Genomic DNA, 17,498 nt, shown 5'->3' with positions numbered 1-17,498 from the left:
CCGGGACCGGGGAGACGCTCGCTGTGCGGCATTGAGATCGCGATCGTGGCACCGACGCGCTCGGCATTCCCAGAAGCGCGCGGAGATCCGCACAAAGTTGCTGCGGCACGCGATTGTGTGCGGGACGCCGGGGCCGCGCGGCGGCGACGAATTTGGCCACGTGCGTCGCGCCTTGCCAGGATGCGCGTCGCGCCGAAGGGCGCGAAGGAGCGACCATGAGCTACACGGGCAACGACCGCCGCAGGCACCGGGTCTTCATCACCCGCAACACCGAGTATCACGTCCGCGACGAGATCTGCGTCGCCGTGCGCGATCGGGCCGCGCGGAAGTTCAGGTCGGCCCACCTCGCGCTGCACCTGAAGCTCCAGGGCGCGGTCCGGATCAACCCGAACGGGATCGTGATCCCGGAGCCGCAGAACGCGCGCGTCGGCGCCCCCATCTACTTCACCCAGATGGACCCCGATGGGCAGGAGCGGCAGGTCGTGACGAGCCGCGTGGAGCGCATCGAGCGGCCCGAGAAGAGCACCGTGGTCCAGTACCCCTCGTGACATCGCGGAGGGCCTCGCCGGACGGCGCGGCGGCGCGGGCGGCGCGGGGCGCTCGGTCGTCGTGCCGCCCGCGCCGCCCAGAGCGCGCCGATCAGCCGATCATGCAGAAGCCTTCGTAGTCGATGTAGCTCGTGATGGTCGGCGACTCGCCGCACGCCGGGCAGGTCTTGTCGCGGCGCAGCTTGAGCTCGCCGAACTTCATCCGCAGCGAGTCGTACGTGAGGAGCCGGCCGATGAGGGGCGTCCCCTGGCCGAGGATCAGCTTCACCACCTCGGTCGCCTGGATCATGCCGACGAGCCCAGGGAGGATCCCGAGCACGCCCGCCTCCTGGCAGCTCGGCGCGAGGTGCGGGGGCGGCGGCTCGGGATAGAGGCACCGGTAGCAGGGGCCGACGCCCGGCAGGAACGTCGTCACCTGGCCCTCGAAGCGGAAGATCGAGCCGTGCACGACCGGCTTCTTCTTGAAGACCGAGGCGTCGTTCACGAGGTAGCGGGTCGGGAAGTTGTCGCACCCGTCGAGGACGATGTCGAACTGGTCGAAGATGCGGTCGACGTTGGAGCTGTCGACGCGCTCCTGGAACTTCACGACCTTCACGTCGGGGTTCAGGTCGCGGATCGCCGCCTCGGCGCTGTCGACCTTGGGCATGCCCACCCGCGAGGTCGCGTGGAGGATCTGCCGCTGGAGGTTCGAGTTGTCGACAACGTCGGCGTCGACGAGGCCGATCGTCCCGACGCCGGCGGCGGCCAGGTACAGGGCGGCCGGGCTGCCGAGGCCGCCGGCGCCGAGGAGGAGGACCTTGGCGGCGAGCAGCTTGGCCTGCCCCGCCTCGCCGACCTCGGGCAGGAGCAGGTGGCGGGAGTACCTGTCGCGCTGCGCCTCCGTGAGGTTGGGCGGCAGCTCGACCGGGTAGCTCAGGTCCTTCCAGCGGACGAAGCCCGGGTTGGCGCTCTCCACGTTGGTGTAGCCGAGCTCCTGGAGCGTCTTCGCGGCGAGCGCCGAGCGCGTGCCGCCGGCGCAATAGGCCACGATGTGCGCCGCCTTGTCCGGCAGCTTCTGCTCCACCTGCATCTCGAGGAAGCCGCGCGGGATCGAGATCGCGCCCGGGATGTAGCCGGCGCGGTACTCCTCCTTCTCGCGCACATCCAGGAGCACGATCGGGGCCTTGTCGTCGAGGCGGCGCTTGAGCTCGCTCAGCGAGAGCTCGCGGATGGACTTGCGGACGTCGGAGATGAGGTCGCTATAGGTCGTAGGCATCGTGGCTCCTCAGAGATAGGGAGACTTAGGTGCGTGGCGCTACGAGTCAACGACGGACGGACGGAGGCGGATTTTCTAGCGGCTGCGGGGCAGGAGATCGGGCCTTGACCGGAGCGAGGCGAGCGGCTCCTCCTTCTGCATGCCCCCTGCGCACTCGATGCGCGCGACGCGGCCGGCGGGCGGCACGTCGATGATCGTCGCCATCTCGTTCTCGGATTTGCAGAGGGCGAGCACCTTCGTGCCCGGGGCGAGGCGCGCGCTGCGGAGCTGCTTGCGCGACAGCTCGACCTCCACGTCGTCCGCGAGCCGCCGGACGAGGATGTCGGCGCCCTGGACGTCGCTCACGACGCCGAGCTCGAAGGTGGGCTGCTTCTCCCGGAGCGGTCCCCACACGCGCTCGCCCTTCAGCTGATCGTTCGGCGGCAGCCAGTCGTCGGTCGGCTCCGGGGCGAGGCGCGGCAGCGGCACCCACCCGATCGCGACCTCGAGCGCCGCCGTGAGCACGGCCGTGCCGGGGTCGACCGCGGTCACCAGGGCGCGCTCCTTTGTCTGGCCGAGGATCCAGACGGGGGTCGAGGGCGGGAGGCTGCGCTTCGGCTCGCCGTCGATGTCGGCGGCGGGCGCGACCGCGACCGTGCCGTGGGACCAGCGCATCGAGGGCTTCTTCATCGGCTTCATCCGGACCTGCGTCGCCTCGACCCACGCTGCCAGGGCCGCGCGCTTCCGCGCGAGCGGCTCGGGCAGCGCGCTGCTCCCCGGCAAGTCGGCCGCGCTGATCCCTTGCAGATCGGTCGTGTCGGGCGCGAGCGCGTCCCAGCGCAGGAGCGCGAGGGTCGCGTCGAGCTGCTCCAGCGTGGCGGCCGCGTCCCGCGCGCCGACCGCCTTGCCGGCGAGCTCGGTCAGCCGCGGCGCCGCGGCCGCGCGGACGCGCGCGAGCACCGCGCGCCCCTGTTCCTCGGAGGCGTCCCCCCGCCCGACGGCGGCGTCGAGCTTCTCGACCCCGCTCGCCCAGCGCCCGGCCGTGATGTCGGCCTCGATCTGTCCGTAGAGGGCCTCGGTGATCGTGGCGTCGAGCTCCGCCGCGAGCCGATCGGCCGCCTCGTCGCCGAGGACCGTCCTGGTCGGCGGCGCCGCGACGAACGCGCGCGCGTCCGCGAACTTGCCGGCGGTCGTCGCCGCGTCGACCTTCCCGCTGGCGCACGCCACGGCCTGCGAGGCCACGAGCTTCCGGGCCTCCTGCGTGAACGCCTCGCTCTTCAGCTCGTCGATCCGCGCCGACAGCCTGGCGAACGCGCCCTCGCAGTCCTGCCGATCGAGCAGCTCGGCGGCCTCGCTGGCCCGGAGCTTCGCCTCGCGCCGGTCGAGCTTCTCGCGCAGCTCGCCGATCTGGAACCGGTGCGAGTCGACGCCGAGGCCGCTCGCCTTGTCGAGCAGCGCGCGGGCCTCGGGGTACCGCTTGTCCGACAGCGCGCGGCTCGCCTCGTCGTAGTGCCGCTGGCTCTCCGCGATGCGCGCCATCTCCGCCGTGACGGCGGGCTGGGGCGCGGGTCGCGCGGCGGTCTCGGCGGCGCAGCCGGCCGCGAGGGGGAGCGCGGCGAGGAGGACGAGGGCGAGGGAAAACGGACGACGGAGCGACGGTCCGGGGGAGCGCATAGGGAAAGGACTGTTCCACTCCACCCGGACGATCGTCAATGCCGCCCCTCCGGCGGGGTTCCTTGACCGTCGCGCGCGCACGCTCTACGTGAAATCCCCGTGAGCAACGACGAACCGCGCGGGACGGGTGCCCCCCGGGCAGAGGCCGAGGACAAGGCGGGGCGCGTCTTCAGCGTGCCAAAGATCACGATCAACCGCGTCTACACGCGGCAGGGGGACGGCGGGCTGACCCGGCTCGTCGGCGGGCAGCGCGTCCCGAAGGACGACGCGCGGATCGAGACCTACGGCACGGTCGACGAGCTCAACGCGCTGATCGGGGCCTCGCGGCAGACGCTGATCGAGCTCCTCCCGGGCGCGCCCGCCGGGAGCGCCGAGCGGCTCCAGGACCTCGGGCGCACGCTGCTCCGCGTCCAGCACGAGCTCTTCAACCTCGGCTCGATCCTCGCGACGCTCCCGGAGGACGTGCACCCGAAGCAGCCCCGCGTGACGCAGGCGGAGATCGAGCTCCTCGAGGCCGAGATGGACCGCTGCCAGGCCGATCTGGCGCCGCTGCGCTCGTTCGTCCTCCCGGGCGGCTCGCGGCTCAACACGGATCTCCACGTGGCGCGGACGGTGTGCCGCCGGGCCGAGCGCTGCTGCGTGCGCCTCGCGCAGGGGGGCAACGCCGATCCGCTGGCGGTCGGCTACCTGAACCGCCTGAGCGACGCGCTCTTCGTCTGGAGCCGCTGGGCGGCCGCGCTCCTCGGCACGCCGGAGCTCCTCTGGGAGCCCGACGTCTCGGCGAGCGGCGGCAAGGCACATCTCGCCTGATCCGGGCCGCCCCGGTCGGGCAAGGTCCAGAGGATGATCGCCCACGCGAGCGCGACGTAGGCGTAGCCGAGCAGCGCGTCGATCAGCCAGTGGTGGTCGAGGTAGAGCGCCGCGAACAGCATGGTCACGGCGTAGGCGAGCTGGACGACCAGGGACGGCGCGCTCGCCGCGCGGAAGGTCACGAGCAGCCCGTAGAGCGGGTAGGTGACGTGGAGCGACGGCAGCGCGCCGTAGACGGTCGCGCCGCGGCTGTACAGGTCGCGGAAGTAGGTGATCCCGAGCATCGCGTCGACGCGCACGAGCGCGGCGGGGGAGCTCTGGGCGGCCGGATCGATCGCGCACCCGTGGGCCCGCACGTACCAGGGCGGCGCGGCCGGCAGCAGGCGGTACGTGACGATGCCGAGGAGGTGCGTGGTGAACGCGAGCCAGGCGAACCGGCGCGCCGCGAGCGCGTCGCTCCGGTAGAGGTGGAGCCAGTGCCCCACCATCACGAGCACGTAGCCGCCGTACGGGACGGCGCAGAGCAGATCGAGCGCGGGGCGCTCCAGCCGGGCGAGCAGATCGCCCGGCGTGAGCCGCTGTCCGCCGATCTCCACGCCGAAGAGCGCGAGCTCGGCCGAGCGCAGCTCGCAGCCGAGGATGTCGTCCGGCGCGACGAGCCTGCCGCCGAGCTGCTTCATGGCGTCGTACGCGAGGAACAGCAGGAAGAAGGGCAGGGCGTTCACGAAGAACCGCCGCGAGCGCGCGCTCGCGTAGGCGCTCGTCGCGACGAGGGCGGCCACCGCGAGGTGGTCCCAGCGCGCGGCGCCGCGCCGCGCGAGGAGCGCGGCGTAGGCGACCCACGGCAGCGCCGGCAGCCACCAGAGGGGGCCCCAGAGCGCGCGCGCGTGCCTGAGCATGATCAGAGCGGCGCGCTCGTGGCCTTGCCGCTGTCGAGCAGGCGCCGGCGCTCCCCCTCGGGGCGCGCGGTCGTCCTCGGCCCGGGCAGCTCCGCCGCGTCGGCGGCCGCCAGGGCGGCGCGCGTCCGCTGCATGAGCCGCAGGCCGGCGGCGAGCCCGACGCCCGCGACCAGGGCGAGGCAGGCGAGCGTGATCGGGAAGGGATGCGCGCCGGTCAGCGGCGTGGCCGGAACGGCCGGGCCGAAGACGAGCGCCGCGACGAGGTAGGCGAGCCGCTCGTGCCGGCGCATCAGCCCGTTGGGCAGCGCGATCCGGTAGACGTCGGCCTTGGCGCGCGCGTAGCTCACGAGCGACGAGGCGACCATGGCGACGAGCGGGATCGCGAGCGCGACGGCGTGCCCGCGGTAGAAGACGGCGAGGCCGATGAGCGGCGCGGCGTCGGACACGCGGTCGAGGCACGAGTCGAGCACGGCGCCGGCCCGCGACGCCTTGCCGCCCTCGCGCGCCACCATGCCGTCGAGCGCGTCGAGGACGGCGCCGGCGATGAGCAGCGCGGCGCCGGCCCGGAAGCGGCCGATCGCGAGCAGCGGGGCGCAGGCGAGCGACAGGGCGAGCGAGAGGTAGGTGAGGGTGTCCGGCGAGACGCCGAGGCGCACGAGCGCGCGCGCGGGGGCGTGGAACGACCAGTAGAAGGCCTCGACCACGGGGCCCGGGAGCAGCGCGCTCCCCGGGGACGCGCCGAGCCGCGGCATCGCGGGTCGGCCGTGGCGCGCGACGCGCACGGCGTAGGCGCCGAGCACGGCTGTGCAGATTAGGATCGCAACGGCGCAGGGGAGAACGGCCACCCCGGGAGCGGTTGCAGGGTTCGATCCGGGCCGACGCGGGCGGCCGTCCTGCGCTGCCGCGGGCGCCCCTGCCGCGGCGCCGCCGCGGGCGATCGGCCTGCGGCGGCGACGCGGCGGGGAGCGCGCGAGCGAGCGCGGCGCCGGTTATTTGCAGCTGGCGCGCGAGAGGCGGATGCCCTGGTCTTGCTCCGCGTAGGCGATGGCGAGCTCCTGGCCCGTCCAGGCCAGCGCAGGGTACCGGGCGGGCGCGTCGCCGCTCGCCTTGACGTCGACCCCGGCGGGCGAGAGATCGCGGTTCAGCAGCGCCACGAAGACGGCCGGGGGGCCGTCGCGGAACTGGTAGTACGCGACGGCCAGGTTGCGCCCGGTCCACGCGAGGGCCGGCCAGTTCGCGCTGCCTTCGGTCCGCGAGACGAGGGCCTCGGGGGACACCTCGTTCTGCGCGGAGATCCGGACCGCGCGGATCTGCTCGGTGCCCGTGCGGGTGTCTTCCCAGGCGACGAAGGCGTCGTCCCCGCCGAGCGCGACGCGCGTCAGCTTCGCATCGACGCCCTGGTGGGCGATCCGATCGAGCGGCGCGCTCCCCCGGCCCGGCCTGGCGAAGCCGAGCGTGTCGCCCTGCGTCCAGGCCAGGGCCGTCCTGTCGCCGTCGGTCGCGACCGCGGGGAACTGCGCCTGGTCCAGCGGCGTCGCGTTGCCCAGCGCGCCCCTGTCGAGGAAGCCGAGCAGCGACCCGCTCCCATCCATCCACGCGAGGACGAGCCCGTCCTGGCCCGCGGCGGCGATGGGCCAGGACTCGGCCGCGCCGCTCTGGACCAGCTCGAAGGCGGCGCCGTCGGGGACGCCCTCCAGCGTCGCGCGGCGGCCGCGCACGATGCTGCCCGTGCCGTCCTCGGCCTGCCAGAGGACGAGCAAGCCCTCTCCGTCGCGGAGGACGCTCGGGTGGCTGGAGACGCCCGGACCTGCCTCGATCACCTCTTCTCTCAGCCTGTTGCCGTCCGCGTCGACCACCGCGAGGTGGATGTCGCCCTCGTCGGCGCCGCACTCCTGCCAGGCGATGGCGAAGCCCGACCCGGTCCATGCGATCGATGGCGTGGTCCCGCGGCCGCCGCTCACCTCCAGGCCTCGGGCCGTGATCGTGCAGGCCGCGGCCTGGCTCCCGCTCCCTCCGCCGCCTGTCGCTGCTCCGCCGCCCCCCGTCCCTGCGCCGCCGCCTCCCGCGTCGGCTCCGCCGTTTCCTCCGCCGGAGCCGCAGCCCCACGCTGCGGCGAGGACCGCCGCGCTGATCGCGCCAAGAACCCAGTGCTTCATTGTTCCCTCGTCGTGCTGATGAGAGGCCCTCGGCGCGGCGCGCGCCGGGCGGAGGCCGCGTCGAAGGCCTCGGTTCGCGGGTCCGGCGCGGCGCCTCCCGCCGCCTCGGGGACGGCGGGAAGCGGGTTGCCGTGCGGGACGACCGCTGCTCCTCCGTTCGATGTCCGCGGGGTCGGCCGGTCGCGGCGGAGCCGTGCGCTTCGCGTTGATCGCGTTGCGCTCTCCGGCGCGAAGCACCGTTCGCTCCGCGCGACGCGGCGCCGGCGCGTCGCGGCTGCCAGGCGCTCGCCGATCCGCGCTGCCCGGGCTGAAACGCGCGCCGCGCGCGCTGATCCGGCCGGCGACGCTACTCGTCGGCCCGCTGCGGCTGCAGCGCCTCGGCGACGGCCGAGAGCACATCCTGCGCGGCCTCGAGCTTGCGCCGGGGCATCGTCTTGAGGGCCTGCCGCACGGCCGACTCCACCGTGCCGGTGCGGAGGCTGTCGAGCTCGCGTCCGCGCGCGGTGAGGCCGAGGAGCGCGCGGCGGCCGTCCTTCGGATCGACCCGGCGCTCGATGATGCCGCGTTGCTGCAGCCGCTTGAGCACGCCCGTGAGGGTGCTCGGGTGCAGCTGCATGATCTCGGCGAGCCGTCCGGCGGAGATCCCGGGGTAGCGTCCCACGATGCGGATGACGAGCCGCTGCGGACCCGTCACGCCCATCTTCGCCTCCATGCGCTTCGACGTCGACTGCAGGCCGTGATCGACGGCCCACAGGAGCTTCATGAAGTCGAGCACCTCGCCCAGCCGAGAGGTCTTCTCTGCAGGACGGGCGGCTTGAGACGAGCGCATCGTCGACGCGTGCTAGCTCGCCCGGACGCAGGTGGCTAGTGCTGCCGCAGGGATGGCCGGCCGGCGAATGAGCGGCCGCGGAGCGGGCGCGAGGCGCGCCGCAGGGAGCGACGGGTCGGGCGGGGAGGGGCGGGGGAGGGGCGGGGGAGGGGCGGGGGAGGGGCGGGGGAGGGGCGGGGGAGGGGCGGGGGAGGGGCGGGGGAGGGGCGGGGGAGGGGCGGCGCGCCCGGGGAGGGGCGCGCCGTCGAGCAGCGCACATCGCCGCCGCCGTCTCCGCGCTTTGCCGTAGCGCCCGCGGACGGTTTCGGCGCAAGATCGGCGGTGATGAGCTGGGCACGGCGAGCCGCTCTGTGGACCGGGCTCGGCGCGCTGATCTGCCTCTCTGGCGCGGCGGTCGGCCAGGCGCCCTCGGTGCGCGCGTCCTTCTCGGCGGCGTACCGCGCCTTCCGTGATCCCGGCCTGCTCGATCGGGCGCCGGCCGATGTCGCGCCGGCGCTGGCGTGCGCTCCGCCTGCCGGGGACGCGCCGCCCGTCGTCACGGCGCTGCTCGTGCGCGAGTTCCAGCCCGCGACGGACGAGGATCTCGAGCACCCCGACGGCGCGGCCCTGGCCACGCTGGCGATGCCGGATCTGGACGTCCCCCTCACGCGCCGCACGATGCGGTTCGTCCGCTTCTTCGCCCAGTCGGCCGAGGGGCGCGCCGTCTTCCAGCGCCGCTTCCGGCGCGCCGGCGCGTACCGCGAGATCGTCGAGCGCTCGCTCCGCGAGGCGGGCCTCCCGGAGGATCTCCTCTGGGTCGCGGCGGTGGAGAGCGGCTTCGATCCGCGGGCGGTCTCGCCGGCCGGCGCGGCGGGGCTCTGGCAGTTCATGCCGAGGACGGGCGAGGCCTACGGCCTGGAGCAGTCCGAGTGGATCGACGCGCGCATGAGCCTCACGCGCGCCACCGACGCCGCGACCGCGCACCTGCGCGACCTGTACGAGCGCTTCGGCCGCTGGGATCTCGCGCTGGCGGCGTACAACGTCGGCCATGAGGGCGTCCTCCGCGCGCTGTCGAAGGTCGCGGCGGCGCGCGATCCCGAGACCCGCGGGCCCATCGGCGTCGCCGAGCTCGCGCAGGCCGGCGCCATCCCCAAGGAGACCGCGGACTACGTGCCGCAGATCGTGGCGTTCGGGATCGTCGCGGCGAACCGCGCGCGCTTCGGGCTCGACCTGCCCGACGTCGCGCCGCTCGCGTCGCTCGACCTCGGCGAGGTCGCGGTGCCGCCGGGGACGCGGCTCCGCACCATCGCGCGCGCCGCGGGCATCTCGACGGCCGTGCTGCGCGAGCACAACCCCGAGCTCCTGCGCGACCGCGTCCCGCCGGGCCGCGTCGACCACCTGATCTCGCTCCCCGCGGATCGCGTCGCGCGCGCGATGGCCCTCTTCCCGGCGTACCTCGACCACGAGGAGCTCGACGAGGAGGAGGGCGATGGCCTGTCGAGCGTGTCCGCCGCGTTGCCGCCGCGCGGCGCGAGCGGCGCGCTCGCGCTGGACGGCGCGTCGCTGCCGCCCCGCCCCGTGTCGCTCGGCCGGAACCGGCTCCCGCTCTTCATCCCGCCCGGCCAGGCGCCGGCGCCGATGCCGCTCCTCGGCAATCCGCAGGCGCTGGAGGCGAAGCTCCCGATCGTGATGATCGGCGGCGACGTCGGCTTTCGCCCTGCCTTCGAGGACGACCCGCTCGGCATCCGGAGCGGCCGCTTCGTCCCGGCGTCGCCGTTCGACGGCGCCGAGGGCCCGGGCGCGCGCCGCGCCCTCAAGGGCCGAGAGGCGGCGATCGAGAAGCAGATAGGCCTCCTCGCGGGGCTCGGCCTGGAGCAGGTGCGGCGCTTTCGCCTCCCGAGCGGCATCGCGGTCGACCTGCGGGAGGACCCCGCGGCGCCGCTCGTCTCGATCAGCGCGTCCGTCGCGGTCCCGGCGCGATCCGCGAGCGACGCCGGCGCGGCGGGGCCGGCGCTGGCCAGCGAGGCGCGCGTCGCGATCACCGTCCCGCCTCGGGATCTCGAGGTCGGCGTCGACCTGGTCGCGGCGCGGCTCAGGATGCTGCTCGGCGAGGCGAGCGCGGCGCGCGTGGCCGAGCTCAGGAGGCAGGCCAGCGCGGCCTCGCGGCGCGCGCTCGAGCGGACGCCGTACGGCCCGTCATGGCTCTCGCTCGGGGAGGCGCTGTTCCCCGCGGGTCACCCGCTCGAGGGCACCCTGCTCGGGGCGCGCGCCGACGTGGGCGCGGCCAGCGAGCTCCTGCTCACCGAGTCGCTCCGGCGCGAGCGCGCCGCGGCCCAGGCGACGATCTCGCTCTCGGGCGACGTCTCGCGCGCGGCGGTCGAGCAGGCGCTCGCGCGTTCGCTGCAGCGCGTCGTCGCGGAGCCGGAGCGGCCGATCGGGCCGCACCCCCGCGAGGAGCGGATCGTCATCGAGGACGCGGTGCCGGCGCCGCGGCTGCTCTACGGCTGGATCGCGCCGCCGGAGGGAGGCGCGGACGAGGCGTCGCTCCGTGTGGCGATGGAGATCCTCACCGGCCCGCGCGTCGCGCGGCTCGCGAAGGCGCTCGTGACCGAGGGGCAGCTCGCGTCCGCGGTGACGGGGCGGCTGTCGCTCGGCGCGCAGGCGAGCGTGGCGGCGGTGGAGCTCACGCCCGCTCCGTCGCGCAACGCCGCCGAGCTGGAGCAGCGCCTCGACGCCGAGCTCGCGTCGCTCGCGACGTCCGGCCCGACCTGGAAGGAGCTGTCGCTCGCGAAGGCGCTGCTCAAGCTCGATCTGGAGAAGGTGCTCGCGCGCCGCGCCGCCGTCGCGCCGCCGCCTGCGTCCCCGCGGCCGATCACGGATCTGCGGCTGCGCGCCGCGCTCGATCCGGGCAGCCTGCCGCGGCTCTTGCGCGCGCTCGAGGAGGTCGAGCCGGCGGACGTGCGGGCCGTGGTCGCGCGGACCTTCGCCCGCGAGCGCCGCGTGAGCGTCACGACCTGGCCCCGCGGCGGCCCCGGTGAAAGCGGCGCACCCCCCCTCGCGACGACCGCCCCCGCCTCGCCTCCCGCTCCATCTCCGTGATCGACGGCCGCGCGCGCGCCGTTACCACGCTGGGACGTTGCTGCGCTGCGGCGCGCGACCCAACGCAACCCAGCACGAGAGGAGCCGCGCGTTCAGCAACTCCCCAGCACGAACTCAGCGTCTGGAACCTCACCCGGTGTGCCAGCCCGCATTTCTCACCATGGACTTATGGACAGGTATGGACACCTGGCATCAATTGGAGATAGCACGGGAGAATGACGACCCCTGCAAAGCCGCTGATGTCCGCGGTAACAGCGAGCGAACATGCCGCACATTTCCAGGACACCGCCTATCGGCCCTCCTTCTCGTTGGCCGCGGAGGCCTCGTTGGCCGCGGAGGCGCCGCTTCCGGCGCCCCGCGCGACGCGAAGCGGCGTCGTGGAACGCTCGGCACGGGGCGCTGCGAGGGGGATGCCTGCCGAGACGTCCGAGCTGCCTTCGCTGCTCGACCAGGTGCACGCGATCATCGCGCTGGAGGGCCAGCCGGTGCTGCGCAACCTGCTCATCACGCAGTGCTACCACGAGCTCTCCGCCGAGCTCGTGAAGCTGCTCGGCGGGGGCAACGCCCACTGGTGCTCCTTCGCCACGTGGGCCTCCAAGACTGCAGGGACGTTCATCCGCAACGAGGAGGTGCCGTCGGTGCTCCGGTGGCTGATCCTCTCGGACGAGGAACAGCGGGAGGCGCTCCTGCCGCGCATCCTGAGGGGGCGCGGCCTGGGTGAGCCCGAGCGAGGGAGCGCGCTGCGCATCAGCGCCATCGAGCTGATCGCGCCCTGGTGGGGACAAGGGATCGGGCTCCTGGAGCTGCCGGAGCGGATCCTCGGCGAGCTGAGCTCGGACATCGCCGCCGGCAACCTCAAGGTGTTCGGGGAGCTCGGGCCGCTGTTCGCCCGCATGATCCAGCTCTATCGGGGTTGCCCACGACCCGGGAAGGCCGAGCTCGCGGCCTTGCTGGAAGGGCTGCAGCTGGGGCCGTCTCCGCAGGGGGGGCAGGGGCTGCTCCGCAGCGCCATGGAGCACTACCACGAGGCGATGGTCACGGAGGATCAGGACAAGAAGGCGGAGCTCATCCTCCTCGCCAACGCGCGCGTCGGGCTGCACGAGCAGGTGCGGCTCCAGACGTACATCGCGCGGGCGCTCAACGCGCCCGTCCGCTGCACGATCGACACGGTCGGCCCGCGCGGTCGGTACCTGCCCGAGGCGCTGCAGTCCATGGTCCTCGACAAGATCGAGAAGCTGCAGGCGGTCTGGCGTCTGATCGCGACGAAGGCGATGATGACCATGCGCTTCCCGGACGAGGTCCTCGAGCTCGGCCACGACCTGCCCGCGCCGCCCGGCCTGCCGCTCCATTGCGCGGAGCTCGCGACCATCGAGGATCGCGAGCTCTACGAGCTCCTGCGCGAGTACGACGCCCACGACCAGACGACGGACGGCTGCGGCGCCGAGGACTGGGCGTCCCTGAACGAGCGCATGAGCTACATCCTCGAGCTGTTCCGCTCGCGGCAGTGCTGCCCGCGGCTCCTCGAGCGGCCCTTCAGCCGCGAGCAGCACGCCGAGATCGTCGCGTGGCGGGTGCCGCCGCCGAGCCACGGAGATCTCTAGCGCCGCGCGACGGCGCTCCTGCCGGATCTCCCGCCGCCGCGTCGCGCCGCCCCGCGCGCGCTGCCCTTCACGGTTCCTTCAGCGAGCTCCCGCCGCATCGGCTCGCGCTCCGCGGCGCTCGAAGATCGGGGTCACCAGGCCGAGCGCGCCCTGCCGCTCGGCGATCTCGCGCCCCTTCCGGAAGGCGGCCTCGGCGCGCGCCCGCGCCTCCGCGGCGGTCGGTGTGCCGCGAGCGAGCGCGATCTCGCCCGCGAGCCGGTAGAGCTCGGCCTCGAAGTAGCGCTCGTCGCTCTTGTCGACGAAGGCCAGCGTGTCGTCGAGCAGCGCGCTCGCCTCGTCGACGTTGCCCGCGCCGAGCTCCGCCTCGATGAGCGCCGATCGCCAGTAGGTCAGCGACACGCGGCTGCCGACGCCCATCAGCATCGTCAGTCCGCCGCGGATGCGCGAGGCGCCCTCCGCGTAGCGCGCGCGCGCCGCCTCGCCGGCCGGCCCCTGCGCGGCGCGCGCCGCCGTCGCCCAGCCGAGATCGATCTGGCTGAGCGCCGCCCAGTGGGGCATGCCCACCTCCTCGGAGAGCTTGCCGAGCACGAGCGCGTGCGCCTCCGCGCCGGCGAGATCGCCGAGCAGGCAGCACAGCACGGCGGCGAAGTGCTCGACGAAGCCGCGGCTCACGGGCTGGTTCAGCTCCTCGCACAGCGCGATCGCCTCGTCGATCGAGGCCTTGGCCCGCTCCGGCTCGCCGAGGTGGAACGTGATCCAGGCGAGGTGCGACAGCGAGAACGCCGCGGCGTCATGCCCGAAGAGGAAGGCGAGCGGCAGGTGACGCGCGGGGTCGTACATCGCGAGCACCTTGTTGAAGTGCTCGCGGGCCTCGTGGAGGTGCCCCCGGAGGAAGCGCGTCGCGCCGAGCGCCTGGTGAGCGCCCAGCGAGATGCCGGGGTCGCCGGTGCTCTCGGCGAGCGCGAGCAGCTGCTCGCCGTGCTGCTCCGCCAGCGCGTAATCGCCGCGGACGTGGAAGAAGATCCAGAGCCCCCACAGCGCGGGGAAGAGCTGCGGCGAGGAGCCCGCCTCGCGGCAGAGCGCGTGCGCGCGCGCGTACGCCGCCTCGACCTCCGGGGCGGCGTAGCCGCGCGTGATCATCAGCGGGACGCCGAGCGTCGTCTGCAGCGTGATCTCGTCGCGCGTCCGCTCCTTCGTCTCAGGCAGCTGCTTGAGGAGCTCGAGCCCGCGGCGGAGGTGGCTTATCGCCTCGGCGTGCGCGGACGAGATGAGCGAGGCCTCCCCCGCGCGCTGCCAGGCGGCGATGGCGGGGCCGAGCAGCGCGGCCTCGGTGTAGTGGTGCGCGAGCAGCTCGGGCGGCGTCCCGGGGAAGCGCTCGGCGAGGACGGCGGCGATGCGCGCGTGGTACACCTGCCGGGTGCTGCGGAGCAGCGACTGGTAGGCCGCGTCCTGCACCAGCGCGTGCTTGAACGTGTACGTCGCGCGCGGGGGGCGCCCCCGCTGGAAGAGCAGCTCGGCGTCGACGAGCTGCGCGAGCGCCTCGCGCAGCGGCGCCGGGCTCGACGCCACGAGGAGCGGCTCGCCGCCCGCGCCGCCCGCGCAGAGCTCGAGCGCCTCGTAGCCGAACGATCGGCCGAACACCGCGCCGAGCTGTGCGACCTCCTTCGCCGGGCCGAGGCGGTCGAGGCGCGACGTCAGCGAGTGCTGGAGGGTGGTCGGGATCTCGAGCGTGCCCATCCACCCGCGCGAGGCGCTCGGCGTGCTGGCCGACTCGCCTGCGGCCGCCCTGGCGGAGGCCGACTCGAGGATCATGCGCGTGAGCTCCTCGGCGAACAGCGGGACGCCGTCGCTGCGCTCGGCGAGCGTCCGGAGCACCTCGTCCGGAAGCGGGGCCTGGATGGCCGACGCGCCGCTCGTGGCGTAGGCGCCGGCCAGCTGCTGGATGAGCGCCTGCATCCGCTCGGCGCTGAGCGGGGCGAGGTGGATCTGGGTGAAGTGCGATCGCAGCGGCCACGGCGGCGCGAACGTGGGGCGCGCGGTCAGGAGCAGCAGCAGCGGCGACGGCCTCCCTTCGTCGATCAGCCGGCCGAGCAGCTCCAGGGTCGACGGATCGGCCCAGTGCAGGTCCTCGGTCGTGAGCACGAGCGGCTGCCGATCGGCGAGCCCGAGGAAGAGCTGCAGGAGCGAGGCGATGGTCTCCTGCCGCTGGCGCTGCGGGGTGAGCGCCGGCGCGGCGTGGCGCCCCTCGGTCGGGATCGACAGCAGCGCGGCGAGCAGCGGCACGGCGAGCGGCCCCGCCTCCGCCTCGGCGAGCAGCTGCTCCAGCCGGGCGAGTCGGCCTCCGCCCTGCTCCAGCGCCTCGCCGCGCTCGCTCGGCACCGCGGCCGAGCCGCTCAGCGTGCTCGCGCGGTCGCGGTCGCCCGCGAGCAGCGCGTTGAGCAGCTCGATCACCGGATAGAACGCGCTGTTCTGGAGCTGCGGCGAGCAGCGCGCCTCGAGCCAGAGGTGCGGCGTCCCCGCCAGCCGGTCGCGGAAGGCCCGCACGCTCCGCGATTTGCCGATGCCGGCCTCGCCCGTCATCAGCACGACCTGCCCGGCGCCGCCTGCGGCCCGCGTCCACCGGGCGGCGAGCTCGTCGAGCTCGCTGTCCCGCCCGACGAGCGGGGTGAGCCCCTGGTGCATCCTCGCGTCGAGCCGGTCCCGCGCGGTGGTGCGCCCGTGCACCGCGAAGACCTCGAGCGGCTGGCGCGCGCCCTTCGGGCTGATCTCGCCGAGCGCGTCCACGTAGTAATAGCCCTCGATGAGCTTCTGCGTGGCGCGGCTGACGAGCACCGTGCCCGGCTCGGCGTGGGCCTTCAGCTGCGTCGCGGCGTTCAGGGTCGGGCCGGCGAGCGATGGCACGGCGTCGCTGTCCGCCACGACGACGATCCCGGTGTGCACGCCGACCTGCACCGACAGGGGCACGGACACGAGCTCCCGCGCGTTCAGGTGCGACATGTGCTCGACAAGATCGAGCGCGGCCTGCACGGCGCGGAGGGCGTCGTCCTCCTTCGCCACCGGATGACCGAAGTAGGCGACCGTCTCCTCGCCGGGCGAGCGGAGGAACACCCCCTCCTGCGCCCCGATCACCTGCGCGCACGCGGCCTGGTACATCTGCACGAGCTCGTGGAACGCCTCGCTGTCGACCGTGTCCGCGATGCGCTCGGCGCTCGCGAGCCCGCAGACCAGCACGGTGAGCTGGCGGCGCTCGCCGCGGCCGGTGAGGGTCACCGGGCGCGTCCCGGGCGGGACGCTCGGGCGGAAACTGAGCTTCGGAGCCGTCTGCGGGCTCTCGGCGGTGTCGAGCTGGATCGACGCGTTGCGGATCGGCCTCGCCGGCGGCTCGGCGGGCGCGAAGCTGCGGCCCGGGATCGCGAGCGTCGGCGCTGCGCCGAGCCGCTCGTCCTGCCGCTGCTGCTCGGGAGACCTGCGCTGCGTGCCCGGCGGCGGCTCGGGCTCGGAGGGCACGAGCTGCGTCTCCTGGTCCGCCTCGGCCGGGTGCACCGCGCGCGTCGCGATCGACCGCTGCTCCAGCGAGCCGCCGCGCTCCTTGTCGCGCGGCAGCGGCCACGGGATCGTCGACACGTCGCAGCCCTCCAGCTGCTCGTAGGCGTCGCGGGCGGACCGGAAGCGGTGCGCCGGCGACTTGGCGGTCGCGTGCTCGAGCAGCGCGCCGAGGGGGTGGCCGCGGAGCGCGCGGGGGATGGGCACCGGCTCGGGGCTCAGCTGGCGGAAGATGACCTCGGCGACCGTCGCCTCGTGCATCACGGGCGCGCCGATCAGGCACTCGAGAAAGGTGAGCCCCCATGCGTAGATGTCCGCCGCCGTGGTCGGGGTGGCCTGCACGAGCTGCTCCGGGGCCATGTAGGCCGGGGTCCCGTTGAACTCGCCGGTGGGCGTGAGCGCGCGGTAGTCGGCGGAGCGCGCCTCGCCGATGAGCGCGGCGATTCCGAAGTCGAGCACCTTGACGAGCGTCCGCTTGCCTGTGCCGGCGACCATGATGTTGTGCGGCTTGAGGTCGCGGTGCACGACGCCGCGCTCGTGCGCGAAGCCGATGGCGTCGAGCACCTGGAGCATCAGCCGCTTCGCCTCGTTCGGCTCGATCCCCTTCGTGCGCTGGCAGCGCGCGGTCAGCGTCTCGCCGTCGACGTACTCCAGCGCCAGGTAGAGCTCGCCCTCGGGCAGGCGCCCGGCGTCGAGGAGCCGGACGATGTTCGGGTGGCTCATCTGGGCGATGACCTGCATCTCCCGCTCGAAGCGCGCCTCCTGCGAGCCGGACTCGCGCGAGCGCCGCAGCGCCTCGGGCCGCAGCAGCTTGAGCGCCACGCGCTGGGTGGTCACGATCTGGCGGGCGTCGTAGACGACGCTATGACCGCCGCTGCCGAGATGGCCGAGCACCTGATACCGGCCGTCCACGAGCGCGCCGACCTCGAGCAATCCATCGCGAGCGGACATCTCTTCATCTCTTACAGCCGAACGCCGCCGGAGTGGATCGTGAACGCTGCTGCCGGCTCAGGTTGATCGCTCGCGCGGCCTCAGGCCGGCCGCGGCAGCGAGGGTGGGGCCTGACCGGGGCTCAGAGGCGCCCACCCCTGCCGCCCCGAGGCGCAGCGTGCTTCGCCGTCGTGCG

10 protein-coding genes and 1 pseudogene are annotated in these 17,498 nt (G+C 74.2%); 4 read left to right on the top strand and 7 right to left on the bottom strand.

The features are described from left to right. The first annotated feature begins 215 nt into the window (after positions 1-215). Entirely contained in the window at positions 216-548 is a 333-nt protein-coding gene (locus tag WMF28_RS18955) for a hypothetical protein (protein ID WP_437603646.1), read from the top strand. A 91-nt stretch (positions 549-639) separates the two neighbouring features. Here WMF28_RS18955 and moeB read toward each other — a convergent pair whose 3' ends face one another. Together moeB and WMF28_RS18945 are read right to left on the bottom strand one after the other, a co-directional pair. Further along, positions 640-1,803 carry a molybdopterin-synthase adenylyltransferase MoeB gene (gene moeB / locus WMF28_RS18950; protein WP_437603645.1) on the bottom strand — a complete coding sequence of 388 codons (1,164 nt, stop codon included), beginning with the start codon at positions 1,801-1,803 and terminating at the stop codon, positions 640-642. 75 nt (positions 1,804-1,878) lie between these two features. Then, positions 1,879-3,456, bottom strand: coding sequence for a hypothetical protein (locus tag WMF28_RS18945; RefSeq protein ID WP_437603644.1), 1,578 nt, complete (start codon positions 3,454-3,456; stop codon positions 1,879-1,881). Positions 3,457-3,555: 99 nt separating this feature from the next. On the opposite strand from WMF28_RS18945, the gene WMF28_RS18940 reads away from it, so the two are divergent. Continuing rightward, a complete protein-coding gene (locus WMF28_RS18940; protein WP_437603643.1) occupies positions 3,556-4,266 on the top strand; it encodes a cob(I)yrinic acid a,c-diamide adenosyltransferase in 711 nt (236 codons plus the stop codon). Between the two features lie 47 nt (positions 4,267-4,313). On the opposite strand, the pseudogene WMF28_RS18935 reads toward WMF28_RS18940, so the two are convergent. The 4 genes and pseudogenes from WMF28_RS18935 to WMF28_RS18920 all read right to left on the bottom strand — a co-directional run. Further along, a pseudogene (locus WMF28_RS18935) lies at positions 4,314-4,946 on the bottom strand (phosphatase PAP2 family protein); the annotation flags it as partial. Positions 4,947-5,167: 221 nt separating this feature from the next. Continuing rightward, on the bottom strand, positions 5,168-5,965 hold the full coding sequence (locus tag WMF28_RS18930; protein ID WP_437603642.1) for a CDP-alcohol phosphatidyltransferase family protein: 798 nt from the start codon (positions 5,963-5,965) through the stop codon (positions 5,168-5,170). Between the two features lie 189 nt (positions 5,966-6,154). Continuing rightward, positions 6,155-7,321, bottom strand: coding sequence for a hypothetical protein (locus WMF28_RS18925; protein ID WP_437603641.1), 1,167 nt, complete (start codon positions 7,319-7,321; stop codon positions 6,155-6,157). Positions 7,322-7,667: 346 nt separating this feature from the next. Then, positions 7,668-8,150 (bottom strand): MarR family winged helix-turn-helix transcriptional regulator, encoded by a 483-nt coding sequence (locus tag WMF28_RS18920; RefSeq protein ID WP_437603640.1) that lies wholly within the window; start codon positions 8,148-8,150, stop codon positions 7,668-7,670. 324 nt (positions 8,151-8,474) lie between these two features. Between WMF28_RS18920 and WMF28_RS18915 the strand changes: the two genes are divergently transcribed. Continuing rightward, entirely contained in the window at positions 8,475-11,228 is a 2,754-nt protein-coding gene (locus tag WMF28_RS18915; protein WP_437603639.1) for a transglycosylase SLT domain-containing protein, read from the top strand. Between the two features lie 410 nt (positions 11,229-11,638). Next, entirely contained in the window at positions 11,639-12,829 is a 1,191-nt protein-coding gene (locus WMF28_RS18910) for a hypothetical protein (protein WP_437603638.1), read from the top strand. A gap of 78 nt (positions 12,830-12,907) precedes the next feature. Here WMF28_RS18910 and WMF28_RS18905 read toward each other — a convergent pair whose 3' ends face one another. After that, positions 12,908-17,323 carry a protein kinase domain-containing protein gene (locus WMF28_RS18905; protein WP_437603637.1) on the bottom strand — a complete coding sequence of 1,472 codons (4,416 nt, stop codon included), beginning with the start codon at positions 17,321-17,323 and terminating at the stop codon, positions 12,908-12,910. Positions 17,324-17,498 lie beyond the last annotated feature (175 nt).

The sequence above is a fragment of the Sorangium sp. So ce590 genome (assembly GCF_051521365.1).
Lineage (GTDB): Bacteria > Myxococcota_A > Polyangia > Polyangiales > Polyangiaceae > Sorangium.
This window is presented reverse-complemented; position numbering and strand designations above follow the sequence as displayed.